Raw genomic sequence first — 21,709 nt, 5'->3', positions numbered from 1 at the left:
GGCCGATCGGTGTCGCACCTCACCCGCACTCGTCGGGTGCGAGGACGCCGCGCAGGCGCTGGTCGATCCAGTCCCACGTCTCCGGCAGCCCGCTCAGTGCGGCGATCAGGTGCTCCCCGGCCGGCAGCCGCAAGACCGCAGGCGTGCCGAGCGAACACTGTTCCGCGTAGAGATCGGTCGCCATTTCCGAGGGGACCCAAAATTCTTGGGCCCCGTTGTAGACGTACATCGGGGTTCCGTATGCAATTCCTTTCATCCCGGTCTTCGAATACATTTCGTGAGCGAACTCCGAATTGAACGGGTCACCCATGTTGGACAGCAATTCGATGGGAACGGGTAGGCCACCGAGCATTGCCATCGGAATCACACAGAGATCCCGGAATGCCGGTGCAATGCGGAGCGCGGGATTGTTCACCTTCGTGAATATGTCCGGGTTCTCGCGCGCCACACCCAGTCCCGCGGCAACGAACAATCCCTTGCCCAGATTCAGCAGGCCGCCCGTCATACTCCGAACCAGAACCTCGTAATCGATGGGTGTGCCACCGAGTGCAGCTCCCCTGATCGCCCCCTTCAAATCGGGAGCATAGGAATCGATGAGTTTCGCCGCGCCGTTGGTCGCGATGGCACCGCCGGAGTATCCGGTCATCACGATGGGACTGTCGTCGAATCCTTCGTCCATGGAACGGATGGCCCGCAGCGAATCGAGAACGACGTGCCCTGCCGTCGTGGGTTCGGCATACGCCATCCGTGGCCCCTCGTGGTCGGGTACGAGAACGGCGTATCCGCGCTGGGCGGCGAGCAGGGTGATCGGCGGTATGTAGTCGGTCGGATTCGTGGTGATCGAGACCCCGTGCGCCATCGTGTAACCGGGCGTGCACACCCGCCCCAACGAGTCGATGGGGACGTTGTTGACGACGACCGGGCGGTCGCCTTCACCAGTCCATTCGGTGGCCGGGACGATGAGGGAGGCAGTCCCGAAAGATGGATTTCCGGCGGCGTCCTCGGAGCGGAATTTGACCTGTTCCACCCGCTCGACCGGAGCCCCGACGAACGGGGCTGACGTTGCCGTGACGTCGCGTCGATCGAGGACCGCACCGGGCGCCTGCTCCGCGAGGCCCGGCGGATAGAGATCGAAGAACGGATCACCGACGTCCGAGGGGACGACCGAGGCGTACAGGTCGCCCAGTCCGGCGTCGCGGGCGCGCCCTGGTGGCAGTTGGGCTACAGGCGCTCTGACCACCCCTGCCGGCGAGGATTCCGGCGGCGGCACCATACCGTCGATCACGGCTTGTGGAGAATCCGGAAACGGAGGAAAACCTGGCAATGCGGGTTGTGCCGTCGCCACGGCGGATGTGAACAGACCGCAGGCGACGAACAATGCGAAAGGAACACACAATCTTTTCATTGGCTCGGCTCCGTCCGAAGTTTCACGGTGCTCGGCATACTTATGTGATTGTCTCTACCCTCGGCGTTCTGTGGCACCCGTTGTTTTCACGTGGATTTCGGCGCCACAAGCACGATAATGACACCGTTCGGTACGGTTACGGCGCATTTGTTCGAGCGCCGACGGTCACATTTGTGCGGCAATGGACGATTCGTTGTCTCGATCGGATAACCGATCGGCACTCAGTTTCCGAGTTCTCCGACCAGTGAATCCACGACCGCAACGAGGTCGCCGTCGAATTTCCGAGCCGCTTCCCGCTGCCGTTGATAGGAGGCCCCACGGCGCGGAATGTCCGCAACGGACGCGAGTTCTTCGGCACATCCGAGTCGCACGGCCACGGGGTGAAGTTTCTCGAGGAGGTCGTTCAGGTCATCGGTCACGAGACGCTCGTTGGCGTCCTCGTCCAGAATGATCTCTGCATCGAGCCCGTACCGGGCGGCCCGCCACTTGTTTTCCTTGACGTGCCAGGGCTGCATGTTGGGAAGGTTCTCCCCGGCCTCGAACCGCCGGTCGAGGTCTACGACGAGGCAGTGCACGAGGGCTACCAGCGCGCTCAGTTCGCTCCGTGAGGAGATGCCGTCGAAGACACGGACCTCGATCGTTCCCCACTGTGGCGCCGGTCGAATGTCCCAGTGCATGCCGCCGATCTTGGTGATCACCCCGGTCTTCAGCTGATCTGCGATGAAACGCTCGTACTCCGTCCAGTTGGGAAATTGGTACGGCAGACCGGCAGTGGGCAGCTGCTGGAACATCAGCGCCCTGTTGCTCGCGTATCCGGTGTCGACTCCAGCCCACATGGGCGAGGACGCCGAAAGCGCGAGTAGATGCGGGTAGCGCTGCAACAGCGCATTGAGGATTGGAAACACCTTCTGCGGGGAGGAAACCCCCACATGAACGTGTACACCCCAGATGAGCATCTGTCGGCCCCACCATTGGGTGCGCTCGATCAGCTCGTCGTAGTCCGGTGTGCGGGTGACGAGCTGGCTCGACCACTGGGCGAACGGATGAGTGCCTGCGGAGATCAGATCGACTCCGAGCGGCTCGGCGGCCCGCCGCAGCAAACCGAGGGATTCGTCCAGGTCCCCCATCGCCTCACCGACAGTGGTGTGGATGCCGGTGACCAGTTCGACGGTGTTTCGGAGGAGTTCCTTGGTGATGCGCGGGGTACGGTCACCCGCGAGCTCGGCCACCGAGTCGAACACCTCGGCAGCCGTATTCGACAGATCGCGGGTGACTCGGTCCACCAGGGCGATCTCCCACTCCACACCCAGAGTTGGACGCGGAGATCCGGGAAAATGAACTACCACTCGCCGATCAAACCACACCCGATCCGCGGACGCGGAACAGAACGCGCGAGCGCTCGGTCACGTCGGTGGACCGGGTGTGATCGGGTATGAAGTGCTTGTCCGTCAGCTGCCGGCGATGACGCCGCAGGCGACACGGCCGCCGGCATCACCGGTGCTCAGGGTGTCCTGATCGGGGGCAGGCGCGTAACGAGTGGGGATGTTGCCGAAGTTGTCCGCGTTCGCGTGGATCATCACGGACGTGCCTTCGCCGTCGTTGCGCAGGTCGTCGATCGTGAACGTGTCCGTGACGGTGGTCAGGTGTGCGCTGCCGTCCTGCAGGGCCTCGATCGAGGTGAGATCGCCACTCGCGGGATGCCCCTCGTGCCCCTCTGCCTGGAAGTGACCGCCCGCGGACAGGAAGTTGCCGGGCGCGCCACCCGACGGCGCGACCGAGTTGGCCTCGCACTTGGCAACGGAGTGGATGTGGAACCCGTGGAATCCGGGGGTGAGTCCCTCGGCGGTCGCCTCGACCTTCACGCCGCCGTCTGCGTCGGAGAAGGTGACGGTTCCGACCTCGGCGCCACTGGGGTCCTTCAAGGTCGCAGTCAGAGCGCCGCTGCCGGATTCGCTCGCGGACGAGCCCTCGCTACCGTGCTCTGCGCCGTGGCCCTCGCCGCCGTGCGCTTCGGGATCTGCGGCACCCGTCCACACCGGCGGTGTGGTGCCCGGGATATCGCTGGGCTCCTCGTTGTTGCTGCACGCGGTCATACCCAGGGCTGCCAGCGCAACTATGGGGGTGACGACGCGCCAGGACATGCGACGGGTGGAACTCGACATCGAACCGCTCCTTTGAGGTGGCGAGGAAGTGCACATGATCATAACCGCGCACTGTTGGAACCGACCGGTCCGGTCTAGCCGTCCTCGGTGACGATCACGATGACACCGGGTGTCGAGTCGGCGATTCCCGGAAAACGTGGTTCCGCGGTGACGCCGAGTTCCGATGCGATCTCCGTTGCAGCCTGCTTCTCTGCAGCACCGGTGCCGTAGTACACGGTGGTCTTGGAAATCGTGCCTTCGCTGTAGTTTCCGGTCTCTGCCACGGTCCATCCCGAACCGGTGAGTTCGTTTGCCGTGTTGCCGGCAAGACCCTGAACGTTGCTGTTGTTGAGCACCCGAACCGAGATTGCGTCCTTGTCGGCCTGCGTGATCGACGTGGACGCACCCGATGTGGTCGTGGTGGTGGCGTCGAGGCCACCGGCCGCCGCGCGATCCGAACCGGACGCTCGCGGTGTGGTGGTGGCGCGCGCAGAATTGGCACCTGCACCTGCCGCAGCCGACGTGGTGGTCGTGGCCGGCAGAGACGGCGAAGCTTCCTGCGTATCCGAGCTGCCGAGCGACGCGAAACCGATGCCGGCGAACAGAATCGCAAGCGCAATCAGCACCATGGCGAGTGCGCGCAGAGGCGGACCGGAGGAGTCGGGTTTCTGAGTGCTCACCTGGTCGACCTTAACCGTCGTGTGTGAGCGAGCCGGTCATCCGGGCGGAACACCTACGTGACTTCGAATCCGAGACGCCGGGCAGCGCGCGCCTTCTGACGGCTCGCACGCAACCTGCGCAGTCGTTTGACCAGCATCGGGTCGGCAGCCAACGACTCGGGGCGGTCGACCAGGGCGTTGAGAACCTGGTAGTAGCGCGTTGCCGACATGTCGAAGAGTTCTTTGATCGCCTCTTCCTTGGCGCCCGCGTACTTCCACCACTGACGTTCGAAGGAGAGAATGTCGTGTTCACGACGGGTGAGGCCGTCCTCGCCTACCTCGTGCACTCCTGCAGCGTCACCGCTGCCACCGGCGATGTCGTTGTTGTCCGACTGGTTCTGAGTCCGCGCTGTTGCGCCGTCCATGTCACTCCTCGCCTGCTAGCTATCGCTCGAATTCAGCGAAACCACGTTTCCCCCGACTTCTCGGTCTCGTGGCCGACCGAGAAACGAATTACACCGATGTGCTTCGCGGACCATTCAACCACGACGAACGGCCGGTGTGGCGGCAACTCGGTGGGCGCGCCGCTGTCAGCAGCAAAAATGGATGCTCGTCACATCGCGCCCACACCGGGACGATTGCGCCCTCGACCGGCCGCCCGATTATCCTCGACGGTCATGGCCATTCTTCCCATTCGGATCGTCGGCGACCCGGTCCTGCACGAGCCGACCCAACCGGTAACCGAGTCGCCCGCAGAGCTCGCCGAACTGATCGGTGACATGTACGAAACCATGGACGCGGCCAACGGGGTGGGTCTTGCCGCCAACCAGGTGGGACTGGCGAAACGCCTGTTCGTGTACGACTGCCCCGACGCGGACGAGAACGGTGAGCCGTACCGGCGGCGTGGCGCCGTCGTCAATCCGGTCCTCGAGACCTCGGCGCGCCCGGAGACCATGCCGGACCCGGACGACGACGTCGAGGGGTGCCTTTCCGTTCCCGGCGAGCAGTTTCCCACCGGCCGTGCCGACTGGGCCAAGGTCACCGGCACGGATGCGGACGGCAACGACATCACGATCGAGGGCCACGGGTTCTTCGCCCGAATGCTTCAGCACGAGGTGGGCCACCTCGACGGATTCCTCTACGTGGACATGTTGATCGGCCGGAATGCCCGCGCCGCGAAGAAGACGATCAAGCGCGCCGGATGGGGAGTGCCCGGTCTCAGCTGGGTTCCGGGCACCGTGGAAGACCCGTTCGGCCACGACGATGCCGACGAGGAAGACTGACGCGAACATGAACTCCGAGGTTCCGCTCGGTAGCCGGGTGGTGGTCCGATATTCCCTGCCCGCGGGTTCGAGCCACCCGATGACCGACGTCATCGGGATTCTGGACAGCCTCGAGCCGTCCGTCGTCGTACTCGGCGCCGATGGCTCTCCGACCGAGATCGAACCGGATCGGGTGATCACGCTGAAGCCGCTCGCGCCGCGCCCGATCCGCACAAGTGAGATCCGAAATCTGGAACTCGCCGCGGCCGACGCGTGGCCGGGAGTCGAGTTCGAGTGGGTCGACGGCTGGCTGTGCCGTTACGGCCACGGATTCACCGGCAGGGCCAATTCGGCTGCACCGCTGGGTGATCCCGGCACGGTGGCACCGTTGGATGCGACCACGGTGGAACGACTCCGAACCTGGTACGCCGACCGGGATCGCCCGCTCAGACTGTTGATTCCCGATCGACTCGCCCCGATCCCCGAGGGGTGGAACATCAGCGACGAGGTGGTCGTGATGGCTGCCGACATCGACAATCTGGTGCTTCCATCCGGCGACCCGGTTGCCTCCATCGACCCGTGGCCGGATTCCGACTGGCTCGCGCTCTACCGCTATCGAGGTAGTCCGCTACCCGATTTCGCGGTGGACGTACTCACCTCGGTGCGCGGCGGCAAGCTGGCTTTCGCGCGTATCGGGACCGAGGACTCCGTGTTGATGGCAGTCGCTCGCGGTTCCGTCACGCCCGCCTACGACGGGCGCATCTGGGTCGGCCTCACAGCCGTCGAGGTGGCGCAAGAGCACCGCCGAAACGGCCTCGGCACGCTCATCTGCGGCGACGTGGTGAAGTGGGGTCGGGAGCGCGGCGCGACACACGCGTGCCTACAGGTGGCCGCGGAGAACGAGGGTGCACGCGAGATGTACCGGTCCATCGGATTCGTCGATCACCACCGGTACCGCTACGCGACCGAGCGTGACTGACACCCCACAGGCGATGCGCTTCGCCGATCGTGTCGGGGTCGGCGGCTAGTCTGGCGGCGTGCGTATAGCTACCTGGAACGTCAACTCCGTCCGCGCCCGTACCGATCGAATCGTCGACTGGTTGCAGCGAACGGATACCGACGTGCTCGCGATGCAGGAAACCAAGTGCAAGGACGAGCAGTTTCCGTTCGAACGCTTCAGCGAGTTGGGCTACGAGGTCGCGCACGTCGGCCACAGCCAGTGGAACGGCGTCGCGATCGCGTCCCGCGTAGGACTCGAGGACGTGCAGATCGGATTCGAGGATCAGCCCGGTTTCCACAAGGACCCCGATGCGGACCAGGTCCGCGAAGCTCGGGCGATCGGCGCCACCTGCAACGGGGTGCGCATCTGGAGCCTCTACGTCCCTAACGGTCGTGAGCTCTCCGACCCGCACTACACCTACAAGTTGGACTGGCTGGCCAAGTTGCGGGCCGACGCCGAAGGCTGGTTGGCGGCAGACCCGAACAGCCAGATCGCACTCGTCGGTGACTGGAACGTGGCACCCACCGACGAGGACGTCTGGGATCCTGCCTTCTTCGAGGGCAAGACCCACACGTCGCAGCCGGAGCGCGATGCGTTCGAGGCGTTTCTGCAGACCGGGTTCACCGACGTCGTGCGGCCACACACTCCCGGCCCCGGCGTCTACACGTACTGGGATTACACACAGCTCCGCTTCCCCAAGCGGCAAGGTATGCGCATCGATTACGCCTTGGCGTCGCCGGCACTGGCCACCCGAGTCGACAAGGCCGCAATCGACCGCGAAGAGCGCAAGGGCAAGGGCGCGAGCGACCACGCTCCCGTGATAGTCGACCTCGGAGAGTGACGTCGCGGGTCCGTCCCCGACCCGAACGTCAATCCGAGACCAGAAGGTCCGCTTCCTCGGGATGCCGGTCGAGATATCGCTGCACGTAGGTACAGATGGGGCGCACTCGCCAGCCGTTGATTCGGGCGGCTGCGAAGGCCTTGCGAACGAGGATCGTTGCCATACCCTGGCCGCCGTATTCCTCTTTGACCACGGTGTGCATGAAGGCCACGACCTCCCCCGGCTTCGCCGTGAAACCGGGAATGTCGTCTTCGTCGCGGTAACCGAGGATCCCGACGAGATCGTCTCCGAGCCACATGTCGAAGCGCTCGTGCGCGGGGTTGTCGAGAACCAACAGCTCTGATGCTGCCGGGCCTCCCGACAGTCCTACGATCTCCGAAATGTGATCCATGCCACCATGAAACCAGTGCGCGGGAGGCTTCGCCACCACAATCTGCCGGCTCGACGCCGAATCGTCACTTTCCCTTTGCCGGACGAGCCGGACGAGCCGGACTCGCCAGCGGCACCACCACGTCGCGGTACTCCCGATGATCCGCCAGGAAACGCTGAACGTACGTGCACACCGGCTTGACGCCCCATCCGTACTCACGCGCAAGATCGAGCGACCGTCCGACGAGTACCGCAGCCAGGCCGCGGTGACCGAAGTCCTCGACGATCACCGTGTGCATGAACGAGATCACCGGCCTCCCCTGTGCGGGCGAGTCACCCATGTCGAAGTAGCCGAGGATGCCGACCAGATCCCCACTGAGCCGAAGTTCGAATCGATTCTGGTCACGATTGTTCGTGACGTCGGCATACGCCGAGTCGAGCATCAGACCTCCTCGGGACGCCGTCGTGACCGAATTGTGATACACGCCACTCTTTATACAGAGGTGCACCAACGATGTCAGCGGTTCCGCAATAACCCCCTGTGAGTGGTTGACGAGTCTCTGCACTCGCTAACCACTCACAGGGGGTGGGTAGGGTTCTGACTGTGAATGAGCTGCCGCTGACACCGGACGGCCGGACCCCGGTCCGTGCCCTCACCATTGCCGGCACGGATTCCGGCGGTGGCGCCGGTATTCAAGCGGACTCTCGCACCATGGCGATGTGCGGAGTACACGCCTGCGTAGCGGTCGCCGCGGTGACGGTGCAGAACTCCGTCGGCGTGAGCGACTTCCACGAGATCCCACCGGGCGTGGTTGCGGCCCAGATTCACAGTGTCGTGGGCGATATCGGGGTGAGCGCGGCCAAGACCGGCATGCTGGCCTCGACGGCGATCATCGAGGCTGTGGCGGCCGCGTGCACCGAGGTCGGCATCGGCAAGGGTCGAGCGGTCCCCCTCGTGGTCGACCCGGTGTGCGCATCGATGCACGGCGATCCCCTCCTTCACCAGGAAGCCTTGGACGCCGTTCGCAACACCCTGATCCCCATCGCAACAGTGGTCACGCCCAATCTCGACGAGGTGCGCCTCATCACCGGCATCGAGGTCGTCGACGACACGACCGCCCGAAAGGCCGCCGAAGCTCTCCACGTCCTTGGCGCGCAGTGGTCGATCGTGAAGGGCGGACACCTACGGACTTCCTCGACGAGCACCGATCTGCTCTTCGACGGCAACGAGTTTCTCGAATTCAGCAGCCCCCGCATCGACACCGGAAACGATCACGGCGGCGGCGACACCCTGGCCGCCGCGATCACATGTGCGCTGGCCAACGGGCGATCCGTCCCGGACGCTGTGGCCTTCGGCAAGGAGTGGGTGACGAAGTGCCTGGAGGCCTCGTACGATCTCGGCGCCGGACACGGCCCGGTGTCGCCCCTCTGGAGACTCCACCAGTAGAAGCGGTGGCGGATTTCAGTCCCGCATCCGCCAGACTCCGAGGTCCTCGGGCACCCCGTTGGGCTGCGCCGCGAAGAACGCCCGCCGCCACGGTTTCGTCGTGACACCCAGTCGCTCGAGGGTTCCCGGCTGAAGTGCGCTCAGTGCGGTGGACGAGGCCATCACCTTGCCGTCGCCGCCGAGTTCCATGATGCGGGCAGCCACGTTCACGTCGACGCCCAACCAGTCGGCACCGACCTTGCGGGGCGTACCGGTGTGAATGCCCACGCGCATCCGCGGGCGATAGCCGTCGACCTCGACGTCGGCGAGGGCGGTACGTGCCACGAAGACCGACTCCACTGCCCGGTCCGCGCTGGGAAAGACCGCCATGATGCCGTCGCCCATACGCTTCACGATCTGGCCGCCGCGGTCGAGCATCGGCGTCTCCACCACTCGGGCGACCTCACGCAGAAGCTCCAGTGTGGCTGAATCACCTGCGGGCAGCGACCAACTCGAGAATCCGACGAGATCGGTGAAGACGATGGTGACGTCCGCGGTACCACGCCCGCGTCCCGTCCGTTCGAGCAGCGCCTGCCACAACTGCAGCGCGCCCAGACCGACTTCCCGTGACGCTCCCGGCTGGTCGTCGAGCACTCGATCGGCGATCCGGGCGATCGCCCGCGCGCTCCCGGGGCCGGAGGTCGACAACGGGTCACCGAAAGCCGGGTCGCCGGGCAACGCCCTGCGTACTCGACGGAGACCGTCCACCAACGGTCGATGGCCGTTCACTGCGGACGCCCACGCGGAGATCGACCGCCGCTGGGGCGCAGGAGAACCACCGCCGTCGGGGTCGACCGGATCCTCGCTCACGAGCGTGAGCGTAACGCAAGGAGGTGCCGTTTCACTCCCCGGCGCGAGCCTTCTCACGTTCGCCGCCGACCGGAACCCCGTTCGGCCCGCCCAGGTCCTGGGCGTACACACCGACTGCGTACGCAACGGCCGCCGAGTTCTGAGCCAAGGCATCACGGTCGACGTTCGCCAGGGTGTCGTCCGGGCTGTGGTAGTTCTTGTCGTACGCCGCGTCCGCTGCGCCGCCCCATTTCTCGGCCTGTTCCGGGGTCTTGCGGTCGTCGGCGCCGCTGAACACGCCACCCGCCGGGATCTTCGCCTCGATGAACGGGCCGTAGTCGGATCGACCGTCGAAGTCCGTGCCGTCGACTGCTACGCCCTTGGTCTGGAGGTAGTCGACGAACGTCCGCTCGATACCGGCCGAGCCCTCGGGTCCCGGTCCCTCGCCCATGACATCGGAGTCGTCACCGTCGTACGCGAGGTAGCCGGCGTTCTCCGACCCCAGCATGTCGAAATTCAGGTAGAGGGCGATGTCCGACTTCTGCTCGGGGCTCAGGCTTTCGACGTATGCCTCGGATCCGAGCAGGCCCAGTTCTTCGGCACCCCAGAAGGCGAAGCGCACTGCGTTCTGCACGTTGGGGCTGCCACCGAGTTGCACTGCTGTTTCCAAGGTGGCTGCGACGCCGGTGCCGTTGTCGTTGATTCCAGGACCCTCGGGAACGCTGTCGAGATGCGCCCCGACCATGACGACGTCGTCGGTGGCGCCCGTGGTGGTCTGCGCGATCACGTTCCGGGCCTTCGCCGACTCGGTCTCGGTTTCGAGAGTGAGGGTGATCTCGCCGGCGCCGGCGAGTGTCGCGCCGTCTGCCATGCTCACCCCACCGGTGGGCACCTTGCCGGCATCGGGGTCACCGAGGGTGCCGCCTGTCATGGGGCCTTCTTCGTTGTTGACGACCACGACGGCGGCTGCCCCTCGCTCGGAGGCGACCTGTTGCTTGTCCGCGAACGGGCACACGCCGCGATCGACGAGCACCACTGCACCGGCGATATCGAGTCCGTCGTAGTCCGTTGCCTCGCAACCCGGTGTGTCGTCCTTGGGTGCCGGCACGACGCGAGCGGTGAGCCCGTCCGGTCCGGTGGACGGGGAGTACGCGAGTGCCTTCACCTCGATGTCGCGGTCGGCTGCTCGCAGCGCCTCGTTCTTCACATCGAATCGGTGGAAATCGAACTCGGGGGTCTCGACGTCGAAACCCTTGTCTCGCAGCGTCTGAGCAACGAAGTCCACGCTTGCGTCGTAGCCGGACGTGCCCGCAGCGCGATTGTCGTCGTTGTCCGCTGCGATCTCTTCCAGCTGCTCGAGGTGACTCACCACGGGGTCGATCCTGACCGAATCCGCAAGTGCCGTGGCGTTCACCGGCTCCGCCGGCTCGTCCTCCCCCGACGAGCATCCCGCGAGCACGAGTGCTCCGGCCATACCAACAGTCAAGACTCCCCGTAGTCGCATCGGCCGATGCTAACGCACAGAGACCGGTGGGCCGGTGCGAATGGTTTTCGCACCGGCCCACCGGCTCTCGTCTTCCCGAACTGCCTGTGCAGGCCTCCCGACGAAACGACCAGCACAGGCAGGGATGACGAAGAACTGTAACTCAGGCGTCGCGCTTGTTCACCGAGACGACGGCTGCGCCGAACACGATGACCACGAATGCCGCGAAGTACACGAGGCCACCCCACGGACCCCAATGGAAGTCGATTCCCTGCGGCACACCCAGGAAGTGGTTGATGTTGGTGAAGGGCAGGAACGGCTGGATCTCGGAACCGAACTTGCCGAAGAGCCCGAACAGACTCTCGATCAGCAGCGGCCACAACAGGAGCAGCGCGATGGCGCCGGCGGACTGCCGCACGAGGGCTCCGACACCGACCGCGAGGATCACTGCGAGCAGCGCGTAGATCGGCACACCGTAGATCGCGCGCCACGCATCGCTACCGGACAGCGTGAGTGCGGCCCCGGCTTCCTCGCCTGCGGTCGCCTTGGCGATCACGTAGGCACCGAACGTGAGCACAAGCGTCAGCAGGGCACCGAATACGCCGATCAGACCCGCCTTCGCCGCGAGGACGGAACCGCGGTTCGGGATCGCCTGGAACGTGGTCCGGATGACGCCGAACCTGTACTCGCTGGTGACGGCGAGCGCCGCGAGGATCATAAGAACCAGTACGCCGAAGCCCGACACACCGCCCACCGCATCGGCGAGCGTCGGGAGGAACGGATCGAAGTCCGGCTTGTCTCCCGCAGCCACCTGATCGTTGAACGAGTTGAGGCTGGCCTTCGCACTCAGTCCGATGACCGCGGCGAGGCCGAGGCCCAGCACGATGATGATGCCGGTGCACCACCATGGCGAACGAGTGGTCGTGAGTTTGATTCTTTCCGCTTCGAGAACAGCCATCAGAGCGCACCCCTCATCACGTCTTCGACGCCTTCAGCGTGGTACTGCACGTCGTCTCCTGTCAGCTTCATGAACGCGTCCTCGAGCGAGCCGCGCTGCGATGCGAGCTCGTGCAGGACGACGCCCTGCGATCCGGCGATGTCGCCGATCGCGTCGGTGCTCGAATTGAGCACGAGGAGGGCGGGAACGTCTCCCGATCCCTCGTCGCGGACGGTGAGGCCCTGCGACGTCAGAGCGCTGCGCAGCACGTCGAGCTGCGGGCTGCGCACGCGGACCGTCGATTCGGAGGCCATGTCGACGAACTCTTGCACCGAGGTGTCCGCCTTCAGCCGACCGCGGCCGATGACGACGAGATGTTCCGCAGTCAACGCCATCTCGGACAGCAGGTGGCTCGACACCAGGACGGTGCGACCCTCGGCGGCGAGACGCTGCATGAACTTGCGGATCCAGACGATGCCCTCGGGGTCCAGACCGTTGACCGGCTCGTCGAACAGCAGGACCTTGGGGTCGCCGAGCAGCGCACCGGCCAGGCCGAGTCGCTGCGACATGCCGAGCGAGAATCCACCGGCCTTCTTACCGGCGACCTCGGTGAGTCCGACGAGGTGAAGCACCTCGTCGACTCGGCTCTTGGGAATGGAGTTGGCGGCGGCCATCCACTGCAGATGAGCGCGCGCGGAGCGGTTGGGGTGAACCCACTTGGCGTCCAGAAGGGCACCGACGGTGCGAAGGGGCTGTGTCAGCTCGCCGTAGGGTTTGCCGTCGATCAGCGCGGTTCCCGAAGTCGGCTTGTCCAACCCCAGGATCATGCGCATCGTCGTCGACTTACCTGCACCGTTGGGACCGAGGAAGCCGGTGACGATGCCCGGCTTCACGGTGAACGTCAGGTCTTCCACGGCCTTCGTCTGCCCGAAGGTCTTGGTCAATCCGTTGACTTCGATCATGCGGACAAGAATGCCGGACCCGGGCAATCCGCACATCGGCCGTCGGGATGTTTCGCAGTAGTACTCCGGTACCACGCGCACCCCGAGCCGTACCCCGGAACGCGTCCCCGAGTACCCCCTAGGACGACGCCTGCGCCCAGAACCTCTTGGGGATCCGACCCGCATGACGTGCCTGATGACCTGCAACGACGGCATTACGCATTGCCGAAGCCATCAACGACGGATCGTTCGCACGGGTTACGGCGGTGGCGAGGAGAACCGCGTCGCAGCCGAGTTCCATCGCCACGGTGGCATCGCTGGCCGTTCCGATGCCGGCGTCGAGGATCACGGGTACCTCTGCGGCCTCGACGATCATCTCGATGTTGTGCGGATTGGCGATTCCGAGGCCGGTGCCGATGGGCGAACCGAGCGGCATGACGGCGGCGCACCCGACGTCCTCGAGCCGCTTGGCGAGGACCGGATCATCGGTGGTGTACGGCAGCACGACGAAGCCGTCGTCGACGAGTTGCTCGGCGGCCCGCACGAGTTCGATGGCATCGGGCAGGAGAGTGCGTTCGTCGGCGATGACCTCGAGTTTCACCCAGTCGGTTTCGAGAGCCTCGCGAGCCAGCTGCGCGGTGAGGACCGCCTCTGCGGCGCCCCGGCATCCCGCGGTGTTGGGCAGAAGAGCGATGTCGAGTCGACGAAGCAGGTCGAGCACACCGGTGCGGCCCGTGGCGTCGACGCGTCGCATCGCAACGGTGGTCAGCTCCGTCCCCGAGGCGATCAGTGCCTCCTCGAGCACGGCGAGGTTGGCCGCCCCGCCGGTTCCCATGACGAGGCGGGAGTCGAAAACCCGATCCGAGATGGTGAATTTGCCGGTGTCACCCGCAGGGGAACGTCCCGCGGTGGAATGGTCAGCCACCCTGCACCGCCGTCAGAACCTCGATCTCCCAACCACGGCCGACCCTTTCCGACCAGCGGGCTCGCGAGAAGACCTCACCGTTGACCGCGACGGCGACGCCCTTGGTAGGCAGGTCCAGTCGCTCCAGCAGTTCCTGGAGGGTGGTCGGCTCGGCCAGCTCGTGGTCCGTGCCATTGACGCTGATCCCGATCGGAATCGTCATCTCACCGACGCGCCCCACACCCTGCTGTTCACTCATCGCCACACCTCACTACGTTCGCCGAATCGTTCGGGATTCGCACTCTGCGCCTCCACGAGCGCGTCCCCGTTCAACAGTGCCACCACGGCATCTGCGGTGACCGGTGTCAGCAGGATGCCGTTTCGTCCGTGTCCTGCCGCCACCACAACACGATCGGACACACGACCGATCAGTGGCAAGTTGTCCGGCGTCATCGGTCGTAGACCTGCCGCCGCTTCCTTCAACTCGTACTCGCCTATCGCAGGCATCAGCGCCTCCGCATCGGCGATCAAGTTGCGAACCCCACTCACCGTGACCTGTGTGTCCTCACCGCTCTCGTACTGAGTCGCCCCCAGTACGATGCCGTCCGCCCGTGGGACCAGGTAAGCCGGGCGCCCGTGGACGGTGCCACGAATGGTACGTCCGGGAGCCGGGGTGACGCCGGGACGCGTTCCCAATCGGAGAATCTCGCCCTTCACCGCCCGCACCGGCAGCGAGGGCCAGAGTGAAGGCGCCGCCCGTCCGGACGCGAGAACGATCTGATCGGCCTCGACGCTGTCCAGGTCGCGCACGTTCTCGGTCACGAATTCGACGCCGGCCGCCAGCGCGTTCTCGCGAAGAGCACGCAGCAGGAGGCGATTGTCGACGGCGAGCTCCGAGTGGGCGAGAAGGCCGAGCCGCACTTTGGGGCCGAGCGCGGGTTCGAGCTCACGGACCTGCTGTCGATCGAGAATCTCCATGTCGTATCCCTGCGCACCGACCCAATCGGCGATGGTGCGGAGGTCACCGACGTCGGCGCCGTCGAGCGCCACCGTCAGCGAACTGGTCGAGGTGAACAGCGAGAGGTCGGCGCCCACCTCGAGTTCCTTGCCGAAGTCGGGCCACCGCTCGAGCGACGCCGCACCGAGCGCGAGAACCGCATCCTCACCGGGCCAGCCTTCGGACAGCGGCGCAAGCATCCCGCCTGCCACCCGGGAGGCACCGGAGCCGCTCGCGCTGTCATGGACTCGCACCGACCAACCACACTGCGCGGCCCGCCATGCGACGGAGAGGCCGATGACACCGCCACCCACCACGGCCAACGATCGGGCCATCGATTCACCTCACTTCCTGCGCCGGCATGATCCGGTTCAGGTCTGACGGTCGGGCCGGCGTGGCCCCTCTCAGCCCCGCGATCCAGGGACTCCCGTGGTTACTGTTCCTACTGGAAAGGTTACCGTCATGGCTGTGACGCGCCCACACCGCAGCAACGACACGAATCGCCGCTCCCGACTCGCCGCCTCCCGGTTGTACCTGTGCACCGACGCGCGACGCGAGAAGGGCGACCTGGCCCAGTTCGCCGAGGCCGCTCTCGCAGGTGGTGTCGACATCATCCAGCTTCGCGACAAGGGTTCGGCCGGCGAACGCGAATTCGGTCCGCTGGACGCGAAGGACGAGCTCATCGCCCTGTCCGTGATCGCGAGCGCGGCCCGTAGACACGGCGCACTCGTCGCGGTGAACGATCGAGCAGACCTGGCGCGCGCCGCCGACGCCGACATCCTTCATCTCGGTCAGGGCGACCTGCCGGTCCCGTACGCGCGCGACGTCGTCGGATCGGACGTTCTGATCGGCCGTTCCACGCACAACAGGGCCCAGGCCGGCCTCGCTGCCATCGAAGAAGGTGTCGACTACTTCTGCACCGGGCCACTGTGGGCGACCCCCACCAAGCCGGGGCGCACCGCTGCGGGCCTCGATCTGGTTCGCTCGACCGCGGACGCGCAGCCGAACCGTCCCTGGTTCGCGATCGGCGGCATCGACGAGGAGCGCCTGCCCGAGGTTCTGGCCGCGGGCGCCGACCGGATCGTCGTGGTCCGCGCCATCACGGCAGCCGACGACCCGCAGGAAGCGGCTCGGTCGTTGAGCGAAAGACTGCGGAGCAACGCCGGGGCCTGAGCACCCCGCCCGGACGAACGGGTCGCCCGGACCGACCGGTCGGTCAGCGATCGACGCCGGACGCTGGCGGAATGCGCAGCATCATCTCGCGCAGTTGCGGCCAAGCGGCCTCGAACCCGGGGTGAAGCGGCAGCATGCCGACCTCGTCTTCACGAACCCAGCGCAACTCCGTGCTCTCCCGGTTGGGGACGGTCTCGAGCTGGTGCTCCACATCGGCGATGACGGTGGTGTAGCTCCACCCGCTGTCGACACGCATGGTGACGATCTCTTCGCGCACCGTGATGACGGCTACTTCTATGCCGGTTTCTTCTTCTGCCTCACGGACTGCAGCGTGCGTGGTGGTCTCGTGACTGTCGCGGGCACCGCCGGGCAGTGCCCACGTTCCACCCTGATGACTCCATTCGGCGCGGTGCTGCAGGAGTACCGTCGGAGAACCGTCGGCGGCGGGTGCGCGCAGTAGAAGTCCCGCAGCACCGTGCTTTCCCCAGTGACGACTTCCGTCCGGGCCCGTCGCCCAACCGTCACCGTCACCACGCATCGACTACCCCTGTCCGACTTCGCGCATCTCTCAGCTGTGACCACACCCTAGCCGACCTCGCCGATCGTGCCCGGGACACGACGATCACGGTGCGCGGTCGCCTGCTGCTTATATGCTCCCTGTGAGGCGGACGAACGAGAGGGGGTGCGCCGTGATTCTGCGTGAGGCACCGTCGATCGAACCGCACGGCAACGAAGCCGTGTCCACGGGAGAGGAGGTCGACGACCCCACTGCGCTCCGACGACGCGAACTCCGCGCCTTCCTGTTCTCCACGCCCGCACGGTTGACTGCTCTCGGAGCGGTGCTCGCGATGCTGACCCTCTCCGCCGGCGTGGTCACGGCGAACTCGGTCGAGAGTAGGCAGTCCACCCTCGAAACCTCGCTCGCCGAGACGGAACCGTTGGCCAATTCGGCGCAGGATCTCTACGGCGCACTTTCCGTCGCCGATGCCGCCGCAACGACAGGTTTCATCTCGGGCGGGATCGAGCCTGAAGACGTTCGGAACAGGTATACCCAGACGGTGGGCGTCGCCTCGGCCGAACTCGTGTATGCAGCCGCAGGTCTGGCAGACGACGATGCGGACAGCCGGCGTCTGCTCGCCTCGATTTCGAGCGATTTCACCGTTTACACCGGTCTTGTCGAGACAGCGCGTGCGAACAACCGCGCCGGGCATCCTGTCGGGGCCGCCTATCTGACAGAGGCATCGACACTGATGCAGACCGGTCTCCTACCGATGGCCCAGGATCTGCATGCCAGGCAGGAAACGAACGTCTCGGACACGCAGCGGGACTTCTCGCTACCGCCGTGGCCCGCCATCGTCCTTCTCGTGGTGGCCCTGATCGGTCTCGTGATCGGTCAGGTTCTCGTGGCACGTCGGACCCGCCGAACCTTCAACCTCGGACTGATCTCGGCTTCGGCGGCGCTCGGACTGCTGCTCCTGTGGTTGCTCGTTGCCGGTCTGCTGTCCTCCATGGATGTTCGTCGTGCACTCTCCGACGGCGCCGAGCCGCTGCACGAACTGACGACTGCCCGCATTCTCGCCCAGCAGGCCCGGGCGGAGGAGACCTTGAAACTCGTCCGGCGTGACTCTGCCGGCAATTACGACGACGTGTACGGAGACAAAGCGGAGCGCCTCACCGCCACACTCGAGGCATATGTCCGCAACGACATCGGCGTCAGTACGGAATCGGCGGAGCGGGCAGTGTCGGCCAGGCAATTGTGGGCGCAGTCCCACGAACGCATGAACGCCGCCTTCACCGAAGGCGATTTCGAGACCGCCGCAGACATCACTGTGGGCGTGGGCCCGAACAAGTCGGCCGCACAGTTCGCCGAGGTGGACGACGCGATCACCGACGGAATCGTCGAGGCTCGGCACGAGCTCCGATCACGGCTGTCCACCGGGTCGAACGTGCTCACCGCCCTCGCGCCCGGCGCGTTGGTCCTGGCCGTCATCGCCTTCGGCGGGATCATCATCGGTTTGTGGCCTCGTCTGCGGGAGTACCAATGACGACCACGAACAGGAGGCAGTCGAGGCGACTGGCGTTGACCGCGATCACGGCCGTCGCCCTCCTCACCGGAGCATGCGGACATCCCGATGCAGTGCACATCGAGACACCCGACCTTTCCTACACCGAGCCACCGCTCCCGAACGGTGCCAGCACAGCGGCACGCCCGGAGTCCCCGCTCCCGACCGACAAGGACTGCGAAGAACCGACGGCAAGTCTGCGTCCGGTTTCCGTGGACGCCGCGAACCTGCCGAACGTCGAGGAGATCCGGGCACGCGGGAAGCTCGTCGTCGGGTTGGACACGGGCAGCAACCTGATGAGCTTCCGCGACCCGGCAACGGGAACGGTCGCCGGGTTCGACGTCGACATAGCACACGAAATCGCCCGCGATCTCTTCGGCGACCCCGACCGACTCGATATTCGAATCCTCACGTCCGCCAATCGCGAACAGGCACTTCAGGATTCGAAGGTGGACGTGGTGGTGAAGACCATGACCATCACGTGCGAGCGGCGCGAACGTGTCGCATTCTCGACGGAGTATCTCGAAGCCCACCAACGCATTCTGGTCGTGAAAGGCTCGGGCATCACAGACATCGACGACCTGGCGGACAAGCGTGTCTGCGTGGCCCGCGGCACGACGTCCCTGGCCCGGCTCCAGAACCTGGTGCCGGAGGCCACGATCGTCACGGTGCCCATGTGGGCCGACTGCCTCGTCGTCCTCCAACAACGCCAGGTGGACGCGGTGAGCACGGACGACACGATCCTCGCCGGCCTCGCATCACAGGACCCCTACCTCGAAATCGTGGGTGAAAGCATCGGACAGGAACCGTACGGCGTGGGCATCAACAAGGAACGAGAAGACCTGGTGCGCTTCGTCAACGGGACCCTCGAACGTATTCGACGCGACGGCACTTGGACGCGCCTCTACGACCGCTGGCTCTCCGTTCTCGGTCGACCTGCGGGCCCACCGACCGCGGTCTACGAGGACTGATCATGACCGAAGACGACGATCGGACGACGCAGGCCGCGCAGCGACCGGAACCAGCGGACGCCACCCAGGCAACTCAGCGACCGGGCCCCGAATCCGGGGCGTCCCTGCCCACTTCGCCGCCGGGCACCAACAGCACCGGCCGGTCGGTTCGCACGTCGATGTCGCGGTCCGGTCAACGACTCCGTATAGGCGGGGGGCTCGTCGAGGTTCCCCTCGTGACGACGGTCGATCCGATCGCCGCGGTCATGAAGGACCCCACTGTCGCCGAGGGCAAAAGGTACTGCTGGAAATGCAGCCGGCCCGTCGGACGCACCAGCGCCACCGCTCCCGCCGTGGACAACGGTGTGTGCGAGAAGTGCGGTGCGGTCTTCGATTTTCGGCCCGCCCTCACCACTGGCGACCTGGTCGCGGGTCAGTACGAGGTTCAGGGCTGCCTGGCACACGGCGGCCTCGGGTGGATATATCTCGCCATCGACCGGAACGTCAGCGACCGATGGGTGGTGTTGAAAGGCCTCCTGCATTCCGGTGACGCCGAAGCACAGGCGGTGGCGGTGGCGGAGCGCCAGTTCCTCGCCGAGGTCGCACATCCGAGCATCGTGAAGATCTTCAACTTCGTCGAACATCCCCGGTCCGATGGCACACCCACGGGTTACATCGTCATGGAGTATGTCGGCGGAAGTTCGTTGAAGGACGTCCTCGCGCAGCACCCGAAGCCGGAACGCCTCCCGGTGGAACAGGCAATCGCCTACATTCTGGAAATCCTTCCGGCTCTGAGCTACCTCCACTCCACCGGCCTGGTCTACAACGACCTCAAGCCCGACAACATCATGTTCACCGAGGACTCGCTGAAGCTGATCGATCTCGGGGCCGTGGCAGGCATCGGGGGCTACGGGTATCTGTACGGCACGCCCGGTTATCAAGCCCCGGAGATCCTGGCGACGGGCCCGACCGTGGCCTCGGACATCTTCACGGTCGGACGCACTCTGGCAGTGCTCGCGATGGACATGCCGGCCGAGAAGGGCCGTCTCCGAGACGGTTTGCCCGCACCCGAAGACGAACCGGTCCTCGCTCGTCACGAGTTCTTCCATCGCCTCCTGCTGCGCGCGACCAACGAGGACCCGAACAATCGCTTCGATTCTGCGGAGGAACTCGGCGGTCAGCTACTCGGCGTTCTCCGTGAGATCCTTGCCGAACAGACCGGCTCCGAGTATCCCGGGTTGTCCTCGGTGTTCAGTCGGCAGAGGACCTCGTTCGGAACGGACGAGGCGGTCGAACAAACCGACGTGTACGTCGACGGGGTCGACCGCGACAAGAACCTGACGGCCCGGTCTGTGGCGCAAGCTCTTCCGGTCCCGCTGATCGACACCTCCGACCCCAACGCCCAACTCCTCACCGCGGCCGTGCACAGCGAGCCGCACCAGACTCTCGATGCGATCCGTCATGCCCGCGAGAACGGCATCGAGCGGGTGGTCGGCAATGCCAGAACGTCGTTCACCCGCGAACTTGGACTGGCCGAAGTGAAAGCGTATCTGGACCTTGGTGATTCGTCCCGAGCTGCAATACTTCTGACGGAGCTCGAATCCGAGCTGGGTGGGAACTGGCGGATCGACTGGTATGCCGGATCGGCAAAGCTTCTCGCCGAGGAGTACGAATCCGCGTTCACGCATTTCGAAGCCGTCCTCACCGCCATGCCGGGCGAGACCGCACCCAAGCTGGCGATGGCTGCCACCGCAGAATTGATTCTGCAACACTGGGAAAGCTCCGACCCGCAGCAATGGCACGATTTCGCCGAACGGTACTACCGAACGGTGTGGCACACCGACCACAACAACGTCAGCGCGGCATTCGGACTGGCCCGCCTCCTGACCGAACGCGGCAACACCTCCGAAGCCCTTGCCGCCCTCGATCAGGTCCCCGCATCGTCGCGTCACTACACCGTCGCAGGCATGACGGGTGTGCTCACTCTCCTGTCGGGACGTGCGATCGAAGACATCGACGAGTCCACGCTACGCAAGGCCGCCGAACGCGTGGAATCGCTTCCACCCGAGGAGAGCCGGGCACTACAGATGCGAACCCTGGTCCTCGGCACCGCCCTCGACTGGGTCCGTTCCGGTCACGCATCCTCGCAGTGGCGTGAACCGATCCTGGGCGTCCCGTTCACCGAACGCGGCCTGCGCAAGGGCACGGAGTTCGGTCTGCGCGCACTTGCGCGTAGCGCACCCGAACGCACTCACCGCTACACGCTGGTCGATCTCGCGAACGCCATCCGCCCCAAGAGCCTGCTCTGA

At 65.5% G+C, this 21,709-nt stretch carries 22 protein-coding genes, 1 pseudogene and 1 riboswitch; of the genes and pseudogenes, 8 read left to right on the top strand and 15 right to left on the bottom strand.

The window, feature by feature from the left end:
- Nucleotides 1–19: 19 nt before the first annotated feature.
- From ACFWO3_RS14195 to ACFWO3_RS14175, 5 genes are all read right to left on the bottom strand, one after another.
- Complete coding sequence (locus ACFWO3_RS14195; protein WP_378578437.1) at nucleotides 20–1,285, bottom strand: lipase family protein; 1,266 nt, start codon at nucleotides 1,283–1,285, stop codon at nucleotides 20–22.
- Nucleotides 1,286–1,626: 341 nt separating this feature from the next.
- Complete coding sequence (locus ACFWO3_RS14190; protein WP_378578435.1) at nucleotides 1,627–2,751, bottom strand: glutamate--cysteine ligase; 1,125 nt, start codon at nucleotides 2,749–2,751, stop codon at nucleotides 1,627–1,629.
- Between the two features lie 102 nt (nucleotides 2,752–2,853).
- Nucleotides 2,854–3,567 (bottom strand): superoxide dismutase family protein, encoded by a 714-nt coding sequence (locus ACFWO3_RS14185; RefSeq protein ID WP_378578432.1) that lies wholly within the window; start codon nucleotides 3,565–3,567, stop codon nucleotides 2,854–2,856.
- A 74-nt stretch (nucleotides 3,568–3,641) separates the two neighbouring features.
- Entirely contained in the window at nucleotides 3,642–4,226 is a 585-nt protein-coding gene (locus tag ACFWO3_RS14180; protein WP_378578429.1) for a LytR C-terminal domain-containing protein, read from the bottom strand.
- A gap of 53 nt (nucleotides 4,227–4,279) precedes the next feature.
- Nucleotides 4,280–4,630, bottom strand: a complete 351-nt coding sequence (locus tag ACFWO3_RS14175; protein ID WP_378578428.1) for a DUF3263 domain-containing protein — start codon at nucleotides 4,628–4,630, stop codon at nucleotides 4,280–4,282.
- 252 nt (nucleotides 4,631–4,882) lie between these two features.
- Between ACFWO3_RS14175 and ACFWO3_RS14170 the strand changes: the two genes are divergently transcribed.
- The 3 genes from ACFWO3_RS14170 to ACFWO3_RS14160 are packed head-to-tail and all read left to right on the top strand — an operon-like array spanning nucleotide 4,883 to nucleotide 7,308.
- Nucleotides 4,883–5,488 carry a peptide deformylase gene (locus ACFWO3_RS14170; RefSeq protein WP_378578426.1) on the top strand — a complete coding sequence of 202 codons (606 nt, stop codon included), beginning with the start codon at nucleotides 4,883–4,885 and terminating at the stop codon, nucleotides 5,486–5,488.
- Between the two features lie 7 nt (nucleotides 5,489–5,495).
- Nucleotides 5,496–6,446 carry a GNAT family N-acetyltransferase gene (locus ACFWO3_RS14165; RefSeq protein ID WP_378578424.1) on the top strand — a complete coding sequence of 317 codons (951 nt, stop codon included), beginning with the start codon at nucleotides 5,496–5,498 and terminating at the stop codon, nucleotides 6,444–6,446.
- Between the two features lie 58 nt (nucleotides 6,447–6,504).
- Complete coding sequence (locus ACFWO3_RS14160) at nucleotides 6,505–7,308, top strand: exodeoxyribonuclease III (protein ID WP_378578421.1); 804 nt, start codon at nucleotides 6,505–6,507, stop codon at nucleotides 7,306–7,308.
- 28 nt (nucleotides 7,309–7,336) lie between these two features.
- On the opposite strand, the gene ACFWO3_RS14155 is transcribed toward ACFWO3_RS14160, so the two are convergent.
- Nucleotides 7,337–7,699 carry a GNAT family N-acetyltransferase gene (locus tag ACFWO3_RS14155; protein ID WP_378578419.1) on the bottom strand — a complete coding sequence of 121 codons (363 nt, stop codon included), beginning with the start codon at nucleotides 7,697–7,699 and terminating at the stop codon, nucleotides 7,337–7,339.
- 64 nt (nucleotides 7,700–7,763) lie between these two features.
- Complete coding sequence (locus ACFWO3_RS14150; RefSeq protein ID WP_378578811.1) at nucleotides 7,764–8,123, bottom strand: GNAT family N-acetyltransferase; 360 nt, start codon at nucleotides 8,121–8,123, stop codon at nucleotides 7,764–7,766.
- A 158-nt stretch (nucleotides 8,124–8,281) separates the two neighbouring features.
- Between ACFWO3_RS14150 and thiD the strand changes: the two genes are divergently transcribed.
- Nucleotides 8,282–9,124 (top strand): bifunctional hydroxymethylpyrimidine kinase/phosphomethylpyrimidine kinase, encoded by an 843-nt coding sequence (gene thiD / locus ACFWO3_RS14145; protein ID WP_378578417.1) that lies wholly within the window; start codon nucleotides 8,282–8,284, stop codon nucleotides 9,122–9,124.
- A gap of 15 nt (nucleotides 9,125–9,139) precedes the next feature.
- On the opposite strand, the gene ACFWO3_RS14140 is transcribed toward thiD, so the two are convergent.
- From ACFWO3_RS14140 to thiO, 7 genes are all read right to left on the bottom strand, one after another.
- The gene (locus ACFWO3_RS14140; RefSeq protein WP_378578808.1) at nucleotides 9,140–9,913 is read right to left on the bottom strand and encodes an adenylate/guanylate cyclase domain-containing protein; all 774 of its coding nucleotides are present in this window, start codon (nucleotides 9,911–9,913) and stop codon (nucleotides 9,140–9,142) included.
- A gap of 91 nt (nucleotides 9,914–10,004) precedes the next feature.
- Nucleotides 10,005–11,456 carry a M20/M25/M40 family metallo-hydrolase gene (locus ACFWO3_RS14135; protein WP_378578415.1) on the bottom strand — a complete coding sequence of 484 codons (1,452 nt, stop codon included), beginning with the start codon at nucleotides 11,454–11,456 and terminating at the stop codon, nucleotides 10,005–10,007.
- A gap of 142 nt (nucleotides 11,457–11,598) precedes the next feature.
- Nucleotides 11,599–12,393: an ABC transporter permease gene (locus tag ACFWO3_RS14130; protein WP_378578412.1), complete on the bottom strand. Its 795-nt coding sequence runs from the start codon at nucleotides 12,391–12,393 to the stop codon at nucleotides 11,599–11,601.
- On the bottom strand, nucleotides 12,393–13,334 hold the full coding sequence (locus ACFWO3_RS14125) for an ATP-binding cassette domain-containing protein (protein ID WP_378578410.1): 942 nt from the start codon (nucleotides 13,332–13,334) through the stop codon (nucleotides 12,393–12,395). Before ACFWO3_RS14125 ends, ACFWO3_RS14130 begins: the two co-directional genes overlap by 1 nt.
- A 118-nt stretch (nucleotides 13,335–13,452) precedes the next feature.
- A complete protein-coding gene (locus ACFWO3_RS14120; protein WP_378578408.1) occupies nucleotides 13,453–14,238 on the bottom strand; it encodes a thiazole synthase in 786 nt (261 codons plus the stop codon).
- Complete coding sequence (thiS, locus tag ACFWO3_RS14115) at nucleotides 14,231–14,476, bottom strand: sulfur carrier protein ThiS (RefSeq protein ID WP_378578406.1); 246 nt, start codon at nucleotides 14,474–14,476, stop codon at nucleotides 14,231–14,233. The genes ACFWO3_RS14120 and thiS overlap by 8 nt, the downstream gene beginning before the upstream one ends.
- Nucleotides 14,473–15,549, bottom strand: coding sequence for a glycine oxidase ThiO (gene thiO / locus ACFWO3_RS14110; RefSeq protein WP_378578403.1), 1,077 nt, complete (start codon nucleotides 15,547–15,549; stop codon nucleotides 14,473–14,475). Before thiO ends, thiS begins: the two co-directional genes overlap by 4 nt.
- Nucleotides 15,547–15,655: riboswitch (TPP riboswitch) on the bottom strand. It overlaps the preceding gene by 3 nt.
- 21 nt (nucleotides 15,656–15,676) lie before the next feature.
- On the opposite strand from thiO, the gene thiE reads away from it, so the two are divergent.
- Nucleotides 15,677–16,387 (top strand): thiamine phosphate synthase, encoded by a 711-nt coding sequence (gene thiE / locus ACFWO3_RS14105; protein WP_378578401.1) that lies wholly within the window; start codon nucleotides 15,677–15,679, stop codon nucleotides 16,385–16,387.
- Nucleotides 16,388–16,457: 70 nt separating this feature from the next.
- On the opposite strand, the pseudogene ACFWO3_RS14100 reads toward thiE, so the two are convergent.
- Nucleotides 16,458–16,925: pseudogene (locus ACFWO3_RS14100) on the bottom strand (NUDIX domain-containing protein); the annotation flags it as partial.
- 151 nt (nucleotides 16,926–17,076) lie between these two features.
- On the opposite strand from ACFWO3_RS14100, the gene ACFWO3_RS14095 reads away from it, so the two are divergent.
- From ACFWO3_RS14095 to ACFWO3_RS14085, 3 genes are read left to right on the top strand one after another with little or no spacing between them, the layout of a single operon-like run.
- Entirely contained in the window at nucleotides 17,077–18,432 is a 1,356-nt protein-coding gene (locus tag ACFWO3_RS14095; RefSeq protein ID WP_378578399.1) for a hypothetical protein, read from the top strand.
- Nucleotides 18,429–19,421, top strand: coding sequence for a glutamate ABC transporter substrate-binding protein (locus tag ACFWO3_RS14090; RefSeq protein WP_378578397.1), 993 nt, complete (start codon nucleotides 18,429–18,431; stop codon nucleotides 19,419–19,421). The genes ACFWO3_RS14095 and ACFWO3_RS14090 overlap by 4 nt, the downstream gene beginning before the upstream one ends.
- A gap of 2 nt (nucleotides 19,422–19,423) precedes the next feature.
- Nucleotides 19,424–21,709: a tetratricopeptide repeat protein gene (locus tag ACFWO3_RS14085; protein ID WP_378578395.1), complete on the top strand. Its 2,286-nt coding sequence runs from the start codon at nucleotides 19,424–19,426 to the stop codon at nucleotides 21,707–21,709.

Source organism: Rhodococcus sp. NPDC058521, assembly GCF_042719695.1.
In the GTDB taxonomy this organism is placed as follows: domain Bacteria; phylum Actinomycetota; class Actinomycetes; order Mycobacteriales; family Mycobacteriaceae; genus Rhodococcus_F.
The sequence above is the reverse complement of the archived record's forward strand: the minus strand, read 5'-3'. Positions and strand labels throughout refer to the sequence as shown.

Bases quoted from the DNA above. Each gene is read 5' to 3' on its own strand.
- ACFWO3_RS14165 (WP_378578424.1), top strand. From the start codon at position 5,496: ATGAACTCCGAGGTTCCGCTCGGTAGCCGGGTGGTGGTCCGATATTCC.
- ACFWO3_RS14155 (WP_378578419.1), bottom strand. From the start codon at position 7,699: ATGGATCACATTTCGGAGATCGTAGGACTGTCGGGAGGCCCGGCAGCA.
- thiS (WP_378578406.1), bottom strand. From the start codon at position 14,476: ATGAGTGAACAGCAGGGTGTGGGGCGCGTCGGTGAGATGACGATTCCG.
- ACFWO3_RS14090 (WP_378578397.1), top strand. From the start codon at position 18,429: ATGACGACCACGAACAGGAGGCAGTCGAGGCGACTGGCGTTGACCGCG.
- ACFWO3_RS14170 (WP_378578426.1), top strand. From the start codon at position 4,883: ATGGCCATTCTTCCCATTCGGATCGTCGGCGACCCGGTCCTGCACGAG.
- thiO (WP_378578403.1), bottom strand. From the start codon at position 15,549: ATGGCCCGATCGTTGGCCGTGGTGGGTGGCGGTGTCATCGGCCTCTCC.
- ACFWO3_RS14135 (WP_378578415.1), bottom strand. From the start codon at position 11,456: ATGCGACTACGGGGAGTCTTGACTGTTGGTATGGCCGGAGCACTCGTG.
- ACFWO3_RS14085 (WP_378578395.1), top strand. From the start codon at position 19,424: ATGACCGAAGACGACGATCGGACGACGCAGGCCGCGCAGCGACCGGAA.
- ACFWO3_RS14185 (WP_378578432.1), bottom strand. From the start codon at position 3,567: ATGTCGAGTTCCACCCGTCGCATGTCCTGGCGCGTCGTCACCCCCATA.
- ACFWO3_RS14125 (WP_378578410.1), bottom strand. From the start codon at position 13,334: ATGATCGAAGTCAACGGATTGACCAAGACCTTCGGGCAGACGAAGGCC.
- thiE (WP_378578401.1), top strand. From the start codon at position 15,677: ATGGCTGTGACGCGCCCACACCGCAGCAACGACACGAATCGCCGCTCC.
- ACFWO3_RS14130 (WP_378578412.1), bottom strand. From the start codon at position 12,393: ATGGCTGTTCTCGAAGCGGAAAGAATCAAACTCACGACCACTCGTTCG.
- ACFWO3_RS14175 (WP_378578428.1), bottom strand. From the start codon at position 4,630: ATGGACGGCGCAACAGCGCGGACTCAGAACCAGTCGGACAACAACGAC.